Annotated in this window: 14 protein-coding genes and 1 pseudogene; 6 read left to right on the top strand and 9 right to left on the bottom strand. The window is 68.8% G+C overall.

Annotated features, from left to right (window positions below; all coding sequences use genetic code 11):
• Positions 1 to 23: 23 nt before the first annotated feature.
• The 4 genes from CA606_RS14335 to CA606_RS14320 form a co-directional block, all read right to left on the bottom strand.
• Positions 24 to 1,628 carry a methyl-accepting chemotaxis protein gene (locus tag CA606_RS14335; protein ID WP_096050513.1) on the bottom strand — a complete coding sequence of 535 codons (1,605 nt, stop codon included), beginning with the start codon at positions 1,626 to 1,628 and terminating at the stop codon, positions 24 to 26.
• Complete coding sequence (locus CA606_RS14330) at positions 1,625 to 1,981, bottom strand: hypothetical protein (protein WP_181242600.1); 357 nt, start codon at positions 1,979 to 1,981, stop codon at positions 1,625 to 1,627. The genes CA606_RS14335 and CA606_RS14330 overlap by 4 nt, the downstream gene beginning before the upstream one ends.
• A gap of 231 nt (positions 1,982 to 2,212) precedes the next feature.
• Positions 2,213 to 2,641 (bottom strand): VOC family protein, encoded by a 429-nt coding sequence (locus CA606_RS14325; protein WP_096050514.1) that lies wholly within the window; start codon positions 2,639 to 2,641, stop codon positions 2,213 to 2,215.
• A gap of 65 nt (positions 2,642 to 2,706) precedes the next feature.
• Entirely contained in the window at positions 2,707 to 3,369 is a 663-nt protein-coding gene (locus tag CA606_RS14320) for a glutathione S-transferase (RefSeq protein WP_096050515.1), read from the bottom strand.
• Between the two features lie 111 nt (positions 3,370 to 3,480).
• On the opposite strand from CA606_RS14320, the gene CA606_RS14315 reads away from it, so the two are divergent.
• Positions 3,481 to 5,688, top strand: coding sequence for a methyl-accepting chemotaxis protein (locus tag CA606_RS14315; RefSeq protein WP_096050516.1), 2,208 nt, complete (start codon positions 3,481 to 3,483; stop codon positions 5,686 to 5,688).
• 12 nt (positions 5,689 to 5,700) lie between these two features.
• Here the strand turns inward: CA606_RS14315 and CA606_RS14310 are convergent, their stop codons facing one another.
• Both CA606_RS14310 and CA606_RS14305 read right to left on the bottom strand, forming a co-directional pair.
• On the bottom strand, positions 5,701 to 6,351 hold the full coding sequence (locus tag CA606_RS14310; RefSeq protein WP_096050517.1) for a DUF998 domain-containing protein: 651 nt from the start codon (positions 6,349 to 6,351) through the stop codon (positions 5,701 to 5,703).
• 193 nt (positions 6,352 to 6,544) lie between these two features.
• Positions 6,545 to 8,260 (bottom strand): M20/M25/M40 family metallo-hydrolase, encoded by a 1,716-nt coding sequence (locus CA606_RS14305; RefSeq protein ID WP_096050518.1) that lies wholly within the window; start codon positions 8,258 to 8,260, stop codon positions 6,545 to 6,547.
• Positions 8,261 to 8,667: 407 nt separating this feature from the next.
• Here CA606_RS14305 and CA606_RS14300 point away from each other — a divergent pair, with 407 nt between their 5' ends.
• Positions 8,668 to 8,913: a hypothetical protein gene (locus tag CA606_RS14300; RefSeq protein WP_096050519.1), complete on the top strand. Its 246-nt coding sequence runs from the start codon at positions 8,668 to 8,670 to the stop codon at positions 8,911 to 8,913.
• 49 nt (positions 8,914 to 8,962) lie between these two features.
• A pseudogene (locus CA606_RS20195) lies at positions 8,963 to 9,076 on the top strand (hypothetical protein); the annotation flags it as partial.
• A 225-nt stretch (positions 9,077 to 9,301) separates the two neighbouring features.
• On the opposite strand, the gene CA606_RS14295 reads toward CA606_RS20195, so the two are convergent.
• Together CA606_RS14295 and CA606_RS14290 are read right to left on the bottom strand one after the other, a co-directional pair.
• A complete protein-coding gene (locus CA606_RS14295) occupies positions 9,302 to 10,342 on the bottom strand; it encodes an alcohol dehydrogenase family protein (protein ID WP_096050520.1) in 1,041 nt (346 codons plus the stop codon).
• A gap of 13 nt (positions 10,343 to 10,355) precedes the next feature.
• Positions 10,356 to 11,093: an SDR family NAD(P)-dependent oxidoreductase gene (locus CA606_RS14290; protein ID WP_096050521.1), complete on the bottom strand. Its 738-nt coding sequence runs from the start codon at positions 11,091 to 11,093 to the stop codon at positions 10,356 to 10,358.
• A 258-nt stretch (positions 11,094 to 11,351) separates the two neighbouring features.
• On the opposite strand from CA606_RS14290, the gene CA606_RS14285 reads away from it, so the two are divergent.
• Positions 11,352 to 12,056, top strand: coding sequence for an acyl carrier protein (locus CA606_RS14285; RefSeq protein ID WP_181242599.1), 705 nt, complete (start codon positions 11,352 to 11,354; stop codon positions 12,054 to 12,056).
• Between the two features lie 104 nt (positions 12,057 to 12,160).
• Here the strand turns inward: CA606_RS14285 and carA are convergent, their stop codons facing one another.
• The gene (gene carA, locus CA606_RS14280; RefSeq protein WP_096050523.1) at positions 12,161 to 13,327 is read right to left on the bottom strand and encodes a glutamine-hydrolyzing carbamoyl-phosphate synthase small subunit; all 1,167 of its coding nucleotides are present in this window, start codon (positions 13,325 to 13,327) and stop codon (positions 12,161 to 12,163) included.
• Between the two features lie 441 nt (positions 13,328 to 13,768).
• On the opposite strand from carA, the gene CA606_RS14275 reads away from it, so the two are divergent.
• Together CA606_RS14275 and CA606_RS14270 are read left to right on the top strand one after the other, a co-directional pair.
• The gene (locus tag CA606_RS14275) at positions 13,769 to 14,047 is read left to right on the top strand and encodes a DUF1272 domain-containing protein (RefSeq protein WP_096050524.1); all 279 of its coding nucleotides are present in this window, start codon (positions 13,769 to 13,771) and stop codon (positions 14,045 to 14,047) included.
• 398 nt (positions 14,048 to 14,445) lie between these two features.
• Entirely contained in the window at positions 14,446 to 17,520 is a 3,075-nt protein-coding gene (locus CA606_RS14270; protein WP_096050525.1) for a TonB-dependent receptor, read from the top strand.
• Positions 17,521 to 17,638: the final 118 nt, after the last annotated feature.

The following is a 17,638-nucleotide window of genomic DNA, read 5'->3' as shown; positions in this document are numbered from 1 at the left end:
GCGCGCCGTCGCCTGGCTTGACCTCAGGCCACCCGCCGCGAGGACGGCGCGACATGACCCCGGGGCAGGTCGAACTGGCGCACCAGCTCGGCCAGCTGGGCCGCATCGGTGTTCAGGGTCTGGGTGGCGGCCGAGGTCTCTTCGACCATGCCGGCGTTCTCCTGCAGCACTTGATCCATCTGGTTCACCGCGCCGTTGATCTGGGCCAGGCCGTGGGCCTGTTCCTGGGCCGAGGCGGCGATGGTGCGGACCAGGCCGTCGATCTCGGCGATCTGGGCGACGATCCGTTCCAGCGCCTCGCCGGTGCGGCCCACCAGGTTGACGCCGGCCTCGACCTGCTGGGTCGAGTTCGAGATCAGGGCGCGGATCTCCTTGGCGGCCTCGGCCGAACGCTGGGCCAGGGCGCGGACCTCTTGCGCGACGACCGCGAAGCCTCGTCCGGCCTCGCCCGCGCGGGCGGCCTCGACGCCGGCGTTGAGGGCCAGAAGGTTGGTCTGGAAGGCGATCTCGTCGATCACGCTGATGATCTGGCTGATCGACTGCGAGGACTCCTCGATGACGGTCATGGCCGACACGGCCTGCTCGACCACCTCGCCCGAGCGGCGGGCGTCGTCGCGGGCGCGGCTGACCACGTCGGCGGCCTTGTTGGCGCCGCTCGCGGTCTGGCCCACCGTGGCGGTGATCTCGTCCATCGCCGCGGCGGTCTCTTCCAGGCTGGCGGCCTGGCGCTCGGTGCGGCGCGACAGGCTGACGGCGGCGTCGGCGATCTGGTCGGCGCCGGCGCGCACGCCGCTGACGCGGTCCTCGATCACCGAAAGCGCGTCGGCCAGCTTGCCGGCGGCGGTGTTGAAGTCGCTGCGCAGCGGCTCATAGGCCTCGGCGAAGCGGTCGGTCAGGCGCAGGGTCAGGTCGCCGCGCGCCAGGTGCGACAGGCCCTGGCCAAGAGCGGCGATGGCGTCATCGCGCTGGGCTTCCTCGCGCTCGCGGGCGGCGGCGGTGCGTGCGCGGATCTCTTCCTGCGAGCGGCGGGCGTCCTCGGCGGCGTCATTGGCGGCGCGGGCTTCGCCGACCGCGTCCTCGGCCTTGGCGCGCGCCGTCGACGCGACCGCGAACATGTTGTTGACGCTGGCGGTGACGGCGATCAGGGCGCCGGCCTCGACGATCAGGATCACGGCGTGAACGATGACGCGGCCCAGATTGGCCGAGCCGGGGAACACCAGGTTGGGCGCCAGGTACGACAGGCCCAGGTGATGCACGGCCACCGTCGCGGCGGCGGCGGCGATCACCACCCAGTCGCAATAGACGACCAGCAGAGCCAGGGCCGCGAAATAGGCCATGTGCATGTCGGTCTGCCAGGCGTGGCCGCCCAGGGCCGCGACCAGCAGGGAGACCTGCGCCATCAGCGCCACGCCGACCATGGCGCGGCCGCCAGAGCCCTGACCGCCGAACTTCCAGGCCAGGGTCGCGCCCGTGGCGACCAGGGCGGCCGCCAGCGCCACGCCCAGGATCGGCTCCTGCACGGCCAGGCGCGCGCCCAGCACGATCGGGATCATCAACCAGGCCAGGGCGATGATCAGCTTGCCGCCGACCTGACGTTGGGCGTCGAGGCTGGAAAAGGCGATATTCATGACTCTACAGGCTCCGGGGCCGCAGGCGCGCAAGCGCCGGCGAGGGCGGGATCAAGCAACAGCAGCGCGCCGGCGGTCCGGGCGCGCTGGTTCAGCGTGGCGGGGTCGCCGCGCAGAATGACGATGAAGGCGGCGCCGCCGGCGCCGGAGATGTCGCCCGCGCTTCCCGCCGCGCCGACGACGCGCGCGGGGTCCCACCAAGGGGGGAACACCGCCGCCACGCGGCCGGGCGTGCTCGGCTGGGCGTTCACGGCCACGGCCGCGAAAAGGCTCAGAACAACGCCTAGGGTTGAAAAGGCGAGCGGGCCAACGACCGCGGCGAAGCGGCGGGTCGTTGGGGCTGGCGTGTTCACAGGGCGCGATCTCCACTGGACGGGCGGATTAACCGCACAGTCCTTGTGGATAACTTCGTCTATCACTCTTGTTAGACGGTTAACGCGCGTACTCGGCGGCGCTTGGTCGCAGGGTGCGCGCCCCATCTTGATCAAGGTCAAGACGGGGCGCGGATCGCCGAGAGTCTTTCGGCTTCAAAGGGCGCCATCCAAGCCCGACAGGCCCTGACGCCGACCTCGCGCCGCCTTGCCTCAGCCCTCGTTGGAGACGGTGTTGATCATCCACGGGATCCCGAACTTGTCGGTGAAACTGCCATAGCCCTTGGACCAGAAGGTCTCGGCGAAGGGCATGCCGATCTGGCCGCCTTCCGACAGGGCGTCGAACACGCGGCGGGCTTCGGTCGGGTCATCGGTGTGGAAGGTGACGTCGAAGCCGTTCTTGGGCTTGTCGATATTGGGAGCGAACTCGGGCGGCATGTCCGCGCCCATGATCGCCTGGTCGGCCACGTCCAGCCAGGCGTGCATCAGCCAGTCCTTGTACTTGGGGTCCATCGGCGGGCCGTCGGGCGGGCCTTCGCCGTACGGGTAGGCGGCGGAGATCTTGCCGCCCAGGACCTGGGCGTAGAACTCGAAGGCTTCTCGGCATTGACCCTGGAAGCTGAGGCTGGTGACGATCTTCATGGCGTTCCTCCTTGTGCCGGCCCCAAGCCTAGCGTCGGCCCGTGTCGCTTTTTGGCAGCAAGCGCTCAGGCGTAGTCGTAGGGGCCGCCGCGCTGCAGGGCGCGCTGATAGGCGGGGCGGGCGTGGATGCGGTCCAGGAACGCCTTGATCCTTGGGCGATCGGCCGCCCCGGCGCGCTGGGCGGCGGCCTCGAGCGGGAAGCTCATCATGATGTCGGCCCCGGTCAGCTCCGCGCCGGCGAACCAGGTCGCCTTCGACAGTTCCGCCTCCCAGTAGTCGATATGGGCCTTCAGCTGCGGATCGACGAAGCCCTTCTGGGCGCGGGCGGCGATCGACTTGACCAGGCCCTTCATCAGGGCGGGCGCGCGGGCGGGCAGGGCGGTGAACACCAGCTTCATCAACAGCGGCGGCATGGCCGAGCCCTCGGCGTAGTGCAGCCAGTAGGTGTAGCGCAGGCGCTCGGGCGTGCCCGGCGTCGGCGTCAGGCGGCCCCCGCCGTACATGGCGATGATGTACTCGACGATGGCGCCGGTCTCGGCCAGCACCGTGTCGCCATCGGTGATCACCGGCGACTTGCCCAGCGGGTGGATGGCCCGGAGCTCCGGCGGCGCCAGCATGGTCTTGGCGTCGCGCTGATAGCGCTTGATCTCGTAGGGCAGCTCCAGTTCCTCGAGCAGCCAAAGCACGCGCTGGCTGCGGGAATTGTTAAGATGGTGAACGACGATCATCTGGGGCCGGACCTTTTTTCCGCTGCGGTCCCGGACGATGGTCCGGCGTTCAAGTTTCAGCAAGATTTACCATGCCTTCTCACGCCCCAGTAGAGTGAGGGGGGCGTAAGGATGACCGGAGCGTTCAAGCGGTTGTCTCTGGCGGGCAAGCTGATGGCGGCCGGGGGCGGGGCCCTGGGCGTGCTGCTGGTGGCGGCCTCGCTGCTGATCACCTGGAGCAGCAATGTCGCGGTGCGGGATCTGGCCGAGCGCTACGCCGCCAGCATGACCGGCGAGAGCGCCCAGGGCGTCAAGACCGACCTGGACGCCGCCGATGCGGTGGTGCGGTCCTCCGCGGCGCTGTTCGCGGCCAGCTACGAGGCCGGCCAGCGGGATCGCGCGGTCTATATGGCTCAGCTCAAGCCGGTCTCGACCGCCGCCGACGCCATGCTGGGCGGCTGGCTGATGTTCGAGCCGAATGTGCTGGGCGACGACGCGGCCTTCGCCGGCAAGACCGAGCTGGGCTCGACCGCCAGCGGCCGTTTCATCGGCTACTGGGTGCGCGAGGGGCAGGGCCTGGCGATCTCGGGCGGCGAGGACGGCGAGTTCGGCGAGGACTTCTACAAGACCAGCTTCGCCAGCGGCCGTCCGGCGGTGATGGAGCCCTATTCCGACAACGTCGCCGACGGCGGCGGCCAGAAGCAGGTCCTGATGACCTCGATCACCTATCCGGTCATGGCCGGCGGGCGGGTGATCGGCGTGATGGGCGCGGACCTGGCCCTGGACGACATCGCCGCGCGGCTGAATGCGCTGAAGCCCTTCAACGACGGCCGCGCCATGCTGGTCTCGCCGGGCGGCCTGTGGGTGTCGCACCCGGAGGCGGCGCTGCGCATGAAGCCTTACGCCGACGCGGGTCTGGACGTGGTCCGCCAGGCGATGGCCGACGGCAAGCCCGCCATGATCTCGGGCGTCACGATCAACGGCCAGAAGGCCCAGCGCCTGGTGGCGCCGGTGCGGCTGGCCTCGGGCGCGACCTGGGCCATGGTCGTCGATGTCAGCGAGGCGGCGCTGCTGGCGCCCGCCCGCCGTCTGGCGCTGGGCCTGGCGATTGGCGGCCTCGTGCTGCTGGCCGCCGCCCTGGGCGTGCTGGCCGTGACCTCCCGCGCCCTGATCGCCCGCCCGCTGCTGGCCCTGCGCGAGACGGTGAAGGGTCTGGCCGAGCATCGTTACGATCGCCCAGTGGCCGAGACCGAGCGCGCCGACGAGATCGGCGCGATCGCGCGAGCGCTGGAGACCTTGCGCGCCGAGCTGGCGCGGGCCCAGGCGCTGCGCGACGAGCAGGATGCTCTGCGCCGTGCGGCCGACGCCGATCGCGACCGCGCCGCGGCGCTGACCCTGTCGATCGACGAGCAGACCGACGTGGTCAGCCAGGTGGGCGAGGCCCTGGCGGCCGTGGCGGCGGGCGACCTGTCGCGCCGCATCGCCGGGCCGTTCGCGCCGGTCTACGAGCCCCTGCGTTGCGACTTCAACACCGCCGTCGCCAGCCTGGAGCAGGCGATCGGCGAGATCGCCGAGGCGGCTGACGCCATCGGTTCGGCCGCCGACACCCTGTCTACCGCCTCGGGCGAGCTGGCCCGTCGCACCCAGCGCCAGGCCCGGGGTCTGGAGCGGGCCGCCGGGTCGCTGAACGCGGTCACCGGGGCGATGGGCGGCGCGGCCGCTGACGCTGACGAGACCCGACGCCTGGTCGCCTCGGCGCGGGGCGAAGCCGACCAGGGCGGCGCGGTCGTGGGCGAGGCCGCCCAGACCATGGGCCAGATCGACGCCTCTTCGCGTCGCATCGGCGACATCGTGGGCCTGATCGACGAGATCGCCTTCCAGACCAACCTTCTGGCCCTCAACGCCGGGGTCGAGGCCGCGCGGGCGGGCGAGGCCGGACGTGGCTTTGCGGTGGTGGCCCAGGAGGTCCGGGCCCTGGCCCAGCGCTCGGCCGACTCCGCGCGCCAGATCAAGGGGCTGATCGGCGAGTCCGGGGCCAGCGTCGAGGCCGGGGTGGCCCTGGTCGAGCGCACCGGACAGGCGCTGCACGGGGTGGCGGGTCGGATCGTCGGCATCGACGCCGCCGCCAGCCGCATCGCCGAGTCCCTGCGCGACCAGGCCCGCGACCTGACCGCCGTCAACGCCGAGGTCTCGGAGATCGAGCGCTTCACCCAGGAAAACCTGAGCATGGTCGAGAAGGCCCGCGTGGCCGACGAGGCTCTGGCGGGGCAGGGCGCGCGGCTGATGTCGCTGGTCGGCCGGTTCCGTCTGGGGCGCGGCGCGATCAGGCGCGCCGCCTAAGGATTAGACGCCTCAGGCCGAGGCGGTTTCGATCTCTTCCATGACGGCCGTGCGCCAGCCCTTCTCGAGGGTCCAGGCGGCGATACCCAGCCACAGCAGGCCCAGGAACGCGTGGCCGCGCTGCCAGTAGCCGACATCGTAGCCGGTGCGGACGTTCCAGACCCCGGTCAGCAGGGCGAAGACCAGCAGCAGGCCCAAGAACCAGCCCAGCGAGAACTGGGCGAGGCGGCGGTAATCGGGTTTGCCCCACAACGCCCAGGCGGCGAACAGCGGGGCGAACTGGATGCCCAAGCCCACGCCGCAGGCGCGGTGCATCGGGTCTGGCCAATGGAAGATCCCAGCGAAGATCGCGCCCAGGCCCGTCAACGCCACGAACAGGCCCGCAAAGGCCGAGACGACCCGCCGGCCGCCGGCGTGCTCCAGCGCATGGGTGAAGCCCGCGCCGGCGAACAGCCCCGCGATCCCGGCGATCACCATGCCGTAGTTGAAGATCTCGGGCATCGGCGCCTCGGGCCCGCCCAGCTCGCTGATGAACTGCGCGCCCGCGTCGAAGCCGGGAAACAGCTGCTGGGCCAGCCACACGTCGGCCACCATCAGGGCCGGCGCGATCACGCCGATCTTCAGGTAGGCGCCGGTGCGGGCGGTCAACAGATCAGTCCTGATTTAAGAGACGTCTAGAAATCGCGCGGGGCGGCGGCGGGGTCAATCCAGCTCATCCGCCAAAAAACCTGTGTCATCCCGGCCGGACCCCGGCGACAGCCGGGGGGAGAGCCGGGACCCAGGGGCAAGCAGCTGTGCGCCGGCCCCTGGGTCCCGGATAGCCTCTGCCAGGCTTCCGGGATGACACACCAAGCCCCTACTTCGCCGCCGACGGGTGGCCGGCCGGGGCGAAGGCGCCGCCGAAGAAGTCGCCTTTCTTCCAGACCGGGCGGGCCGGGGTGTTGGCCAGCTCGCGAGCGATCTCGTAGTTGACCAGCGCAAAGCGCGCGGCCGCCTGGTAGTCGATCGGCTGCTTCAGGTCGTCGGCGGGGTTGTGGTAGTTGGTCTTCAGGAACGTCGTGAAGGCCTTCTCGCCGCCGCTCTGGAAGCCGGTCATCAGGAACACCGACGGCACGCCCTGTTCGACGAAGCGGTAGTGGTCCGAACGGGTGAACAGGCCTTCTTCCGGCAGCGGATCGCCCGAGACGCCGATGCCGACGCGGCCGGCGGCGCGCTTGACGACGTCGCCGATGGTCGAGCGGTCAGAGCCAAACGCGATGACGTCGCTGAACGGGTACAGCAGGACCGGCATGTCCAGGTTCACATTGGCCGCGATGTCGGCCTTCTTCACCGTCGGGTTGTTGGCGAAGTAGTCCGAGCCGACCAGGCCCTTTTCCTCGGCGGTCACCGCCAGCAGCACGATCGAGCGCTTGGGGCGGATCTTGCTGTTCTTGAAGCCGCGCGCGACCTCCAGCAGGGTGGCGATGCCCGAGGCGTTGTCCAGGGCGCCGTTGTTGATGGCGTCCTCGCCGGGCTTGGCGTTTTGCCGGACGCCGATGTGGTCCAGGTGCGCCGACAGGATGATCGTCTGGGCCTTCAGGGTCGGGTCCGAACCCTCGATCATGCCGACGACGTTGCTGCTCTCGCTCTTCTGGATCTCGGTCTTGAGCGTGATCTTGACCTTGGTGGCCAGGGCGAAGCCCTTGACCGCGCCTTCCGGCTTCTCGGCCTCGGCCATGGCGGCGTCCAGCGAGCCCGTCGCGCCGGCGAACAGCTTGGCCGCGCCGGCCTGGCTGAGCGAGGCCAGGGCCGGGGCGCCCGGCGCGCGGATGGAGCCGACGTCCTGGGCGTTACGCCACACCACGCGCCAGGCCTTCATGCCGGCCACGCCCGCCTTGAACGGACGACGCTTCTCGCCGCTGGCGGTCGACAGGGTGATGACGCCCACGGCGCCGCGCTTCTCAGCCTCGGCGCGCTTGGTGTTGGGGCTGCTCAGGTGCGCGCGTTCTTCGGTCTGGATCGAGGCCGGCGCGCCGCCCAGCATGACGACGATCTTGCCCTTCACGTCCAGGCCCGCATAGTCGTCGCGGTTGCGGGTGGGGTCGACCACGCCGTAGCCGACGAACACCACCGGCGCTTCCACCGTCAGGTCGGCGGCCTGGGCCTGGGGCGTGGGTAGGAAGTCGTCGCCGAAGGTCAGGGCGACGCTCTGGCCGTCCGCGCCGGTGACCGTCATGGCGCCCTCGCCGGCGGGGCGGAACGAGATCAGCGGCACGCGCTGCAGGTAGCTGCCGTTGTCGGCGGCCGGCTTGACGCCCAGCAGGGCGTATTGCGCGGCCACATAGTTGGCGGCGATGTCGTAACCGCGCGTGCCGGCTTCGCGGCCTTCCAGCAGGTCGTCGGCCAGGAAGGCCATGTGGGTCTTGATGATGTCCGCCGACGGGGCGAAATCCGAAACCGGCGCGGCCTTCTTGGTCGCCTTCGGGGCGGCCTTCTGAACGGCGGCCGGCTTGGCCGGCGTTTGCGCCAGCACGGGTTGCGCGACCAACAGCAGGGCGGCGCTGGCGAGCGCGGCGCGACGCATAAACGACATGACTTGAGACGCTCCTCGGGCGTGTAGCCAAAATTATGATTGGTTCTGGAGGCGAACTGGCCCCAATCCCCCGCGGCGCGGACCCCCAAGCCCGCGACGGCGGCGAACCATGTCGAGCCTGTGACAGCTTGTCGAGACGCGGGAGTCTGAACGTTTTGTAATCTTGGGCAGGTTTTGGCGTGAAGAACGGTGTTCTCGCCAGGCGCTTCCGCCCGTACGGCGACCCCGGCACGCAATGATCGCTGGGTGTGGCGTCAGCGGCAGATTCGACCGGCCCAAACCCCCTCGACCGGGCCTGAGAGTGTTAACGCGTGGCAAAAAACATGACCGAGGCGTGAATTTTACCATCTCTCCTCGCGGGGGCTTAACCCAACCGGCCGGATAACCCTCGCCAAGCAGAGAGGACAATGTCCATGCAGGCCCTATCCATCGCCGCCTCGGGGATGCTCGCCGCCGCCGACCGGCTCAGCGCCAGCGCCCAGCGCGTGGCCGCCGGCGAGCAGCAGGCCGAGAAGAACGCCGCGCCCCGCGACGTCGACTACGTCAAGGAGCGCGTCGAGCAGATCGGCGCGTCCACCGACTTCAAGGCCAATGCGGCGGTCGCCCGCACGGCCGACAAGATGACCGGCGCCCTGCTCGACATGAAGGTCTGAGCGCCGAGACTAAAGAGATCGGGTTCGAGCCCGTCCATCCCTTCCGGACATGTGTCCGGGCGATGGGCTCCGCCCGCCGGACGCCAGCCAGCGCCCCCCATTGCAGCGGGCGTCCGGTCGCCGCCTCCCGCTTTGCCCCCTAGTCTTGCGGGAGGCGGCCCCTACCTTGACGGGCCTTGTTCGCCCGGGGCTGCAGCCAAAACACCCGATTTCCCCGGCGAATGCCGGGGCCCAGATTCATCCGGGTCGGTTTGGGTGGGCGCGCCATACGGCCTTGCCAGCGCTTCGATGACGGCGGGTTCGATCTGGACCCCGGCATTCGCCGGGGAGGTCGGACGGTTGGGTTGAAGTCGCCACGCCCCGGAAAAAGAGGAGAGGGGCGCAGGCCTCACCCCGGCGTCAGCACCATTTTCAGCGCGCCGGCCTCGCGGCTCTCGAACAGGCGGTAGGCCTCAGGCCCGTCGCTGAGCGGCATGCGGTGGCTGATGTATTTCTCGGGGCGCAGGCGTCCCGACCGTACCAGCGGGAACAGCGCCGGCAGTTCCTCGGGCACCGAGCAGGTCCCCACCCGGAAGGTCAGGCCCGCCCCGAAGGCGCGCTCCAGCGGGAACGCAAAGCGCTTGGCCTGCTGCACGCCGATCACCGAAACCACGCCGCGCGGCCGCACCAGGCGCAGGGCCGCATCCACCGTGGCCTCGCCGCCGACCGCCTCGATCACGCAGTCCAGACCGCGCCCCTTGGTGTCCTCGCGCACGCGCGCCAGGGCCTCGTCGGGATGCAGGGCGATGGCGCCGGCCTCCTCCGCCAGCGCCCGGCGAGCGGGCAGGGGATCGACGGCGTAGACGACGTGCGCACCCATCACATAGGCGCTCTCGACCGCCATCAGGCCGATGGGGCCAAGGCCGATCACCGCCACGCTGGCGCCCGGCCGCACCTCGGCGTTGCGAGCCCCGAACCAGGCCGTGGCCAGGGCGTCGGTCATCATCAGCGCCTGGTCCATCGAGACGCCGTCGGGCACCGGCACGGCGTTCATGTCGGCGGCCGGCACGCGCACGGCTTCCGCCTGCGAGCCCTGCAGCCGCGCCGACAGGCCATAGCAGGCGCCCTGGCCGTTCTCGCAGGTCTGGATCACCCCCGACAGGCACGAGCGGCAACGCCCGCAGCCCACCGCAGCCGGCAGCATGACCTTGTCGCCGACCTTCAGCCGCTGGACGCCGCGCCCGACCTCGACCACCTCGCCGACCGCCTCGTGGCCGACGCAGAACCCGAGGTCCTCCGAGAAGCCATGGCCGTGATAGATGTGCAGGTCCGAGCCGCAGATCGAGCAGGCGGTGACCTGGACGATCGCGTCGCGGTCCGACTGGGGCGTGGGATCGTCCATGCTCTCGTACCGGACGTCACGGGCGCCGTGGTATCGCAGGGCTTTCATTGTTCTTCTCCCCTCAAAGCGACAGGCCGCCGTCGACCACCAGGGTGTGGCCGGTGACGTAGGACGCCAGCGGCGAGGCCAGGAACAGCGCCGCGCCGGCCATGTCGGCGGGCGTGCCCATCCGGCGCTGCGGGATGGCGGCCAGGGCCCCGGCCAGGCGCTCGGGGCTCTGCGTGGTGACCTTGGTCAGCTTTGTCTCGACGAGGCCCGGCGCCAGCCCGTTGACCCGCACCCCCTCGGGCGCCCAGGCCTGGCCCAGGGTCTTGGTCAGGCTGATCGCCCCGGCCTTGGACGCCGCATAGGCCGGGTTGCCGATATTGGCCGAGAGCCCCGAGATCGAGCTGACGAAGATGACGCTGCCCTGGCTGGCCGTGAGCGCGGGTTTGAAGCGGCGGGCGCAGTGCATCAGGCTGTCGAGATTGACCGCCATCACCCGGTCCCAGCCGGGCCGCTCGAACTCGCCGCGCTTGTAGACGACCGTGCCCTGGCACAGCACCAGCACGTCCAGGGTGTCGAACGGCGCGGGGGCGGCCGCGATGGCGTCGGGATCGCCGACATCGACCTGAGCGTAGGCAAGGCCGGTCAGGTCAGAGCCTTCCGCCGGATCATAGTCCCCGGCGCTGGCCCGCGTGCCCCAGACGGCGACGTCCGCGCCGCGCGCCTTGAACGCGTGCGCGATCCCGTTGCCGATCCCGCTGGACCCGCCGACGACCAGCACCCGTCTGCCGGTGAAATCGGTGTCGTCGATCATCCCCGCGTCCTCCCTTTTTCAGGAGGATAGGCGCGGGTGACGTAGCGGAGGTCAAAACTTTGAATCCCTCTCTCTTTGAGAGAGGGAGGGGCCCGCCGCGGAGCGGTGGGAGGGTGAGTGGTTACGGCGTCGGCGGGAAACCTGGCTCGCCTCTGTTGGTGGCCGTGGAGACCTAGTGGATGAAAACGGGGAGACGTGCATGAGCTTCCCAGCCGACGGGGGCCATGTTTATTTCCAGACGGAAGCTGGAAGCGCGCCATGTCGAACACGCTAGGTCTGGATGACGATCTCGATCCCGTTGAGGCGGTGGTGAGTCTTGAGAGGGCCTTCGGGCTTAGGATCAGCGACACAGAGGGGGCGGCTTGTCGCACCGTCGGCGACATCTACGACCTTCTCCAGTCGCGGTTCGCCGGAAAGATAGGCGAGCCGGGAGCGTGCATGACCTCCATGACCTTCTACCGTCTTCGCCGATCGCTACGCGTTATGCGCCCAGAGGGAGATTGGCGGCCGGACACCGTATTGAAGGCCTATGTCGGCTGGAATGCTCGAGCCTTCTTGGCGACACTTGGACGTGCCAGTGATCTCCGGATGCCTGAGCCTAACGGGCGTTGGGTGGGCGGCGTTGGGTCTATCCTGGTGCTTCTGGCGATCATTGGCGTCGCGATCGCGGGGATCAAAGGCGCGCCGATACTCGGTCTGACTTCGGTCGCCATGCTCGTCGTTGGCGCCGTGCTCCTTCGCATCGATCCGGGCGCACTACCCGAGGATTGCACCACGCTCGGCGGCCTCGCCGTCAAAGTCGGCGCACTCAATTACGGAACTCTCGCGGACGCGGGTGGCGCGGTGCGTCCTAACGATCTCTGGGGCGCTATGGTCGAGGTGCTGTCGGCGCAGAGCGATCTTCCCGCGTCGGAGATCCGCCGGGATACGCTGATCCTTCAGAGTGCGCTTGCTCGTGTTTGACGAGAGCGCAGCACACCGGCAGTCGGCGTAACCACTCACCCTCCCGCGCCTTTCGGCGCGGGCCCCTCCCTCTCTCGAAGAGAGAGGGGTTTTGTGGGCTTGCCTTACTTCGCCGCGTCCATCAGGCCGGCGAACCGCTCGAACAGGTAGAGGCTGTCCGTCGGGCCGGGCGAGGCTTCGGGGTGGTGCTGCACGCTGAACACCGGCTTGCCGTCCAGGGCGATGCCGGCGTTGGTGCCGTCGAACAGCGAGACGTGGGTCTCTTGCACCGGGGCGGGCAGCGAGGACGAGTCCACGGTGAAGCCGTGGTTCATCGAGACGATCTCGACCTTGCCGGTGGTCAGGTCCTTGACCGGGTGGTTGGCGCCATGGTGGCCCTGGTCCATCTTCACGGTCTTGGCGCCGAGGGCCAGGGCCAGCATCTGGTGGCCCAGGCAAATGCCGAACACCGGCTTGCCGCTGGCGACCAGCGTCTGAATGACCGGAACCGCATACTCCCCCGTGGCGGCCGGGTCGCCCGGGCCGTTGCTCAGCAGCACGCCGTCGGGGTTGCGGGCCAGGATGTCCTCGGCGCTGGTCGAGGCCGGCACCACCGTGGCGCGGGCGCCGACATGGGCCAGGGCGCGCAGGATGTTGCGCTTGACGCCATAGTCGATGACCACGACCTCGTACTTGGGCTTGTCGAGCTTGGCGTAGCCTTCCGGCCACGACCACAGGCCCTCGTCCCAGGTGAAGGTCTGGGTGGTCGAGGCGTCCTTGGCGAGATCCAGGCCCTCGAGGCCGGCCCAGGCCTTGGCCTTGGCGACCAGGGCGGCGAGGTCGAACTTACCCTCGGGCGAATGGGCGATGACGCCGTGCGGCATGCCGGTCTCGCGGATCTTGCGGGTCAGGGCGCGGGTGTCGATCCCGGCCAGGCCGATGACGCCGCGCGTCTTCATCCAGGCGTCGAAGTCGCCGCCGGCGCGCCAGTTGGCCTGCTGGGTGGGGACATCACGGAACAGGGCGCCGCGGGCGGCCGTCTCGGCCACGCCGGTGATCTGCTCGACGTCTTCGCTGTTCACCCCGACATTGCCGACATGCGGGAAGGTGAAGGCCACGATCTGGGCCATGTAGGACGGGTCGGTCAGGATCTCCTGATAGCCGGTCATGGCGGTGTTGAAGCACACCTCGCCGACCGCGTCGCCGACCGCGCCGCAGCCCAAGCCTTGCAGGATCGTGCCGTCGGCCAGGGCCAGAACGCCAGTCACGCCGGGGAGAAGGTCTTGGGACATTCTATGGAGCGCTCCTGAACGCGGCTTGGCCCGGAATTGGGCGGTCATTTTCGCAAAAAGACGGACCCGGGGTAACCCCCGTCCGGCCCCCGCGCGTCGGGGCGTCTTCTTGCAAGAAAGCGGACGGGCTTTGGGCCCGTCCGCCGCGCAAACGGCGCGGTGTCTAGGGCCTGGGGGGGAGGGGGTCAACCCCTGTTGATCACGGGCTTTTGCCGCACCGCCACATTCCCGTGATCGGCGAACGCACGCCCTCGCGCGACGGCGCCCAAACCCCTTATGGTGCAAGGCTTCCAGGCTAGAGCCTCGCGCGTCAAAACGGAATCGTTTTGACGCGATAACGAGGCTCTAAATCAAACACTTAGAGCGTGACTCGCGCCGAAACCGGTTCCCACTTTCGGCGTCACGCTCTATCGAAGCGCGACGATCACGGGAGGGTGGCCCATGCTCGAGTTGCGTCCCAATTGCGAATGCTGCGACCGCGATCTGCCGCCGGGCAGCGACGCGGCCCGAATCTGCACCTTCGAGCACACCTTCTGCATGGACTGCGCCGAGCGGTTCGAGGACCTGTGCCCCGATTGCGGCGGCGGGCTGGTGGCCAGACCGATCCGGCCCGAGAGCCAGCTGCACCGCTATCCGGCCTCGCTGCGGCGGGTCACCCGGGGACATGGCGCCTATCGCGCGGCCCGGCCCAGCGCGGCCCCGCCGACCCCCCGCGCCTGACCATCAGCGACCGGCCGCCGGCGCTTGACAGCGCGCGTGCGGACGTGAAATGGCCTGGACAGTTTCCGGGATAGACGCGGCTTATCCTCCAAAGTGGTCAGGACTGTTGGCCCGACATTCCCGGTGCCTGACCCGCGCCCAGCGCGGCGCCGATGACGACGAAATCGGGACGCTAACGCCGCATTTGGGCGACCTGGATTGCAAAATCCACAGATCACAAAGCCCTTTTACCGCCTGAAGACATCTGTCCCTCGCACCAAAAAGGTCTGACCTCGATGTCTGACATGTTGACGGGGCGCCAGTTTTGCGGGAGTGTCTGGTAGCGCTACCAGATTGGGCGGCGCCAAGAAGCAAGGCTGCTCGTCATCAAACGGGCTTTCGGGAGGAAGGGGATCTCAATGCGGAATTTCGCTATGGGCGCGCGTCTGCGCCGCGCCGCGCTGCTGGGCGCCACGATGTTGTCGGGCATGATCGCTGTCGAGGCGCACGCCCAGACCGCGCCGGCGCCGGCCGCCGACGACTCGGTCGAGGCCATCGTCGTCACGGGCTATCGCAAGAGCTTGGCGCAATCGACCGTCGCCAAGCGCGAGAGCACGGGCTTCGCCGACGCGATCTTTGCTGAAGACATCGGCAAGTTCCCCGACTCCAACATCGCCGAGTCGTTCAACCGCGTTCCCGGCATCACCATCACGCGCGACATCACCGGCGAAGGCACGAACGTCGCCATTCGCGGCCTGGGTTCGAACTTCACCAACGTGACGCTGAACGGCGCCTCGATCGCCGTGGCCTCGTCGGGCGCGACCGACGCGCAGGGCACCGACCGCTCGGTCGACCTGTCGTTCTTCCCGACCGACCTCTTCACCAAGCTGACGGTCAATAAGAGCTACTCGGCCAGCCTGCTGGAAGGCGGCGCGGCGGGTAACATCGACATGCGCTCGGCGCGTCCGTTCGATCGTCCCGGCCAGTCCCTGACGATGAACATCCAGGGCGTGAAGGCCGACGGCGCCGGCGTGGGCGGCAAGGGCTCGCTGATCGCCAGCAAGACCTGGGACAATTTCGGCGTCCTGTTCGGGGTTTCGGGCCAGCGCCTGAAGACCGACACCCGCGGCTACGAAACCATCGGCTACACCAACCCGAACCTGTCGGCGGCTCAGTGCGGCGCGGCGACCGGCTGTAACCCCACCGGCGGCGGCAACTGGACGATCCCGGGCACGGTCCCGGTCGGCGCGGGCGGCGGCCTGGTGGCCGGCACGGTCATCGACCGCGCGTTCCTGCTGGCCAACAACCCCGGCGCCACGATCCAGCAGATCGACAACGGCCTCTTGCCGCGCATCGGCCGTCCGTCGGCCTCGTACGGCAACCGCGACCGCATCAACCTGGTCGGCAGCCTCGAGTGGCGTCCCAATGACGACGTCAACTTTTATGTCGACGGCATGTACGGCTACAAGAAGACCGACCTGGTCCGTGAAGACATCATGTGGATCGTCCGCAACGGCGCGGTCATCCCGCTGAACACCAAGTACGACAAGGCCGACTGCTCGGCCGGCTGCACGGTCACGTCCGGCACCTACGCCAACTCGAACTTCTTCCTGGAATTCCGCCCCTATCTCGAGAAGACCGAGCTTTGGGGGATCAATCCGGGCGGCGAATGGCGCATCAACGACAAGCTGAAGTTCGAAGCCCAGGCCAACTACACCAAGAGCACGTTCCACCGCGAAAGCCCGACCTTTGGTCCGGTCACCGCCCTGGGCGTGGGCACCACGGTTGAGTACACCGCCAACCCGACCGGCGCCCCGACCATCAAGAGCAGCGTCGACCTGAACAACCCGGCCAACTTCATCTGGAACGGCGGCCGGGTGAACATGCAGGACGAGAAGCGCTGGTACGAGACCAAGGGCGCGCGCGCCGCGCTCACCTGGGGCGACGAGGCTCTGAACGTGAAGTTCGGCGCCAACTACGACGACATCTCGCGCACCATCCGCGGCTATGACAACAGCCAGGCCTGGCAGAACGCGACCTGCGGCAACAATCCGAGCATCTTCCTGCCCTCGCCGAACAGCCAGCCAGGATGCCAAGGCCTGAACCAGCCCGGCGCCGCGCCGGCCGGTTATCCGACCTATCCGGGCTATGGCACGGGCTCCACGTCGGGTCAGACCGGGACGCTCACCTATGGCGGCTCGCTGATCCCGACCACGGGCCTGGCCGGCTATCTGAAGCCCGGCCCCGCCGGCTTCGTCACGGTCGACTGGGACAAGGTCAAGCAGGCCTCCAAGTACGACCAGTTCCACGACAACACGCCGGAATCGGGCGGCTCCAACACCGGCGCCAGCGGCGGCTACATCAACGAAGAAAACAGCGCGGCCTATACCGAGCTGAACGGCGTGACCCAGGTGCTCGAGAGCGACCTGCGCTTCAACGTCGGCGTCCGCTACGTCCACACCAAGCAGACGATCGGCGGCCGCGTCTCGGTGGCCGATCCGCGCAACGCCCCGGCCACGGGGACGCTGCCGGACGGCTCGCGCTATCCTAACATCACCAACTTCGTTTACACCGAGAACACCTATTCGAAGTGGCTGCCGTCGGCGAGCATCGCCTATGACGTCAGCGAGCGCGCCGTGGCCCGTGTGGCGGTGTCCGAGACGATGACCCGTCCGGATCCGGCCGCCCAGCTGCCGGGCGTCAGCTTCGGCGCCCCGTCGGCCGACCAGGCCTCGATCGGCAACTCGGCCCTCGAGCCCTACTTCTCCAAGAACATCGACCTGGGCTTTGAGTTCTACACCGGCCAGGAAGGCCTGATCGCGGTCAACGCCTTCCGCAAGTCGCTGACCGGCTTCACCCAGAACAACGTGGTGACCCAGCCGTTCTCGTTCCTGGCCCAGTACGGCATCACCTACGACACCCTGAACGACACCCAGAAGGCGGCCATCACCTCGCGCGGTGGTCCGACCCAGGCCCAGGTTCAGGTCCAGTCGCAGATCAACGTGCCCAACAAGCTGACGATCAACGGCCTGGAATTCCAGTGGGTGCAGCCGCTCGACTTCCTGACCAGCCGCTTCGGCGTCGAGGGTCTGGGCGTCAACGCCAACGCCACCATCGTGGACCAGACCAGCAATGGTCCGGCCACCGCGCTGGGCGTGGCCAAGTACACCTACAACCTGACGGGCTACTATGAGCACAACGGCGTCAGCCTGCGTCTCAGCCATGTGTTCCGGAAGGGCTCGCAGGTCAGCGGCCTGAACCAGAACGGCATCGCTGCCGCCGCTCTGTTCGCGGACGACTACAAGCAGACCGACTTCTCCTCGAGCTATGACCTCGGGAAGATCTTCGGCCTGAACAACGCCCCGCAGGTGACCTTCAACGTCACCAACCTGACCAACGAGTCGCTGCGCTCGTACTTCCAGTACGACAACGCGACCTTCACCTACTACAAGCCCGGCCGCACCTATGTTCTGGGCCTGCGGATGAGCTTCTAGGTCTGCGATACCCCCCGCCCGCCGGCGTCTGCCTCTCCTGAGCCGGCGGGTTCACTTCGGTTCGATCGCGCGTCCATACACCCCCCCGTGGCGCGCAGGATCCCGCGGCGCGTCCCCC

Source organism: Caulobacter vibrioides (assembly GCF_002310375.3).
Taxonomy (GTDB): domain Bacteria; phylum Pseudomonadota; class Alphaproteobacteria; order Caulobacterales; family Caulobacteraceae; genus Caulobacter; species Caulobacter vibrioides_D.
The sequence above is the reverse complement of the archived record's forward strand: the minus strand, read 5'-3'. Positions and strand labels throughout refer to the sequence as shown.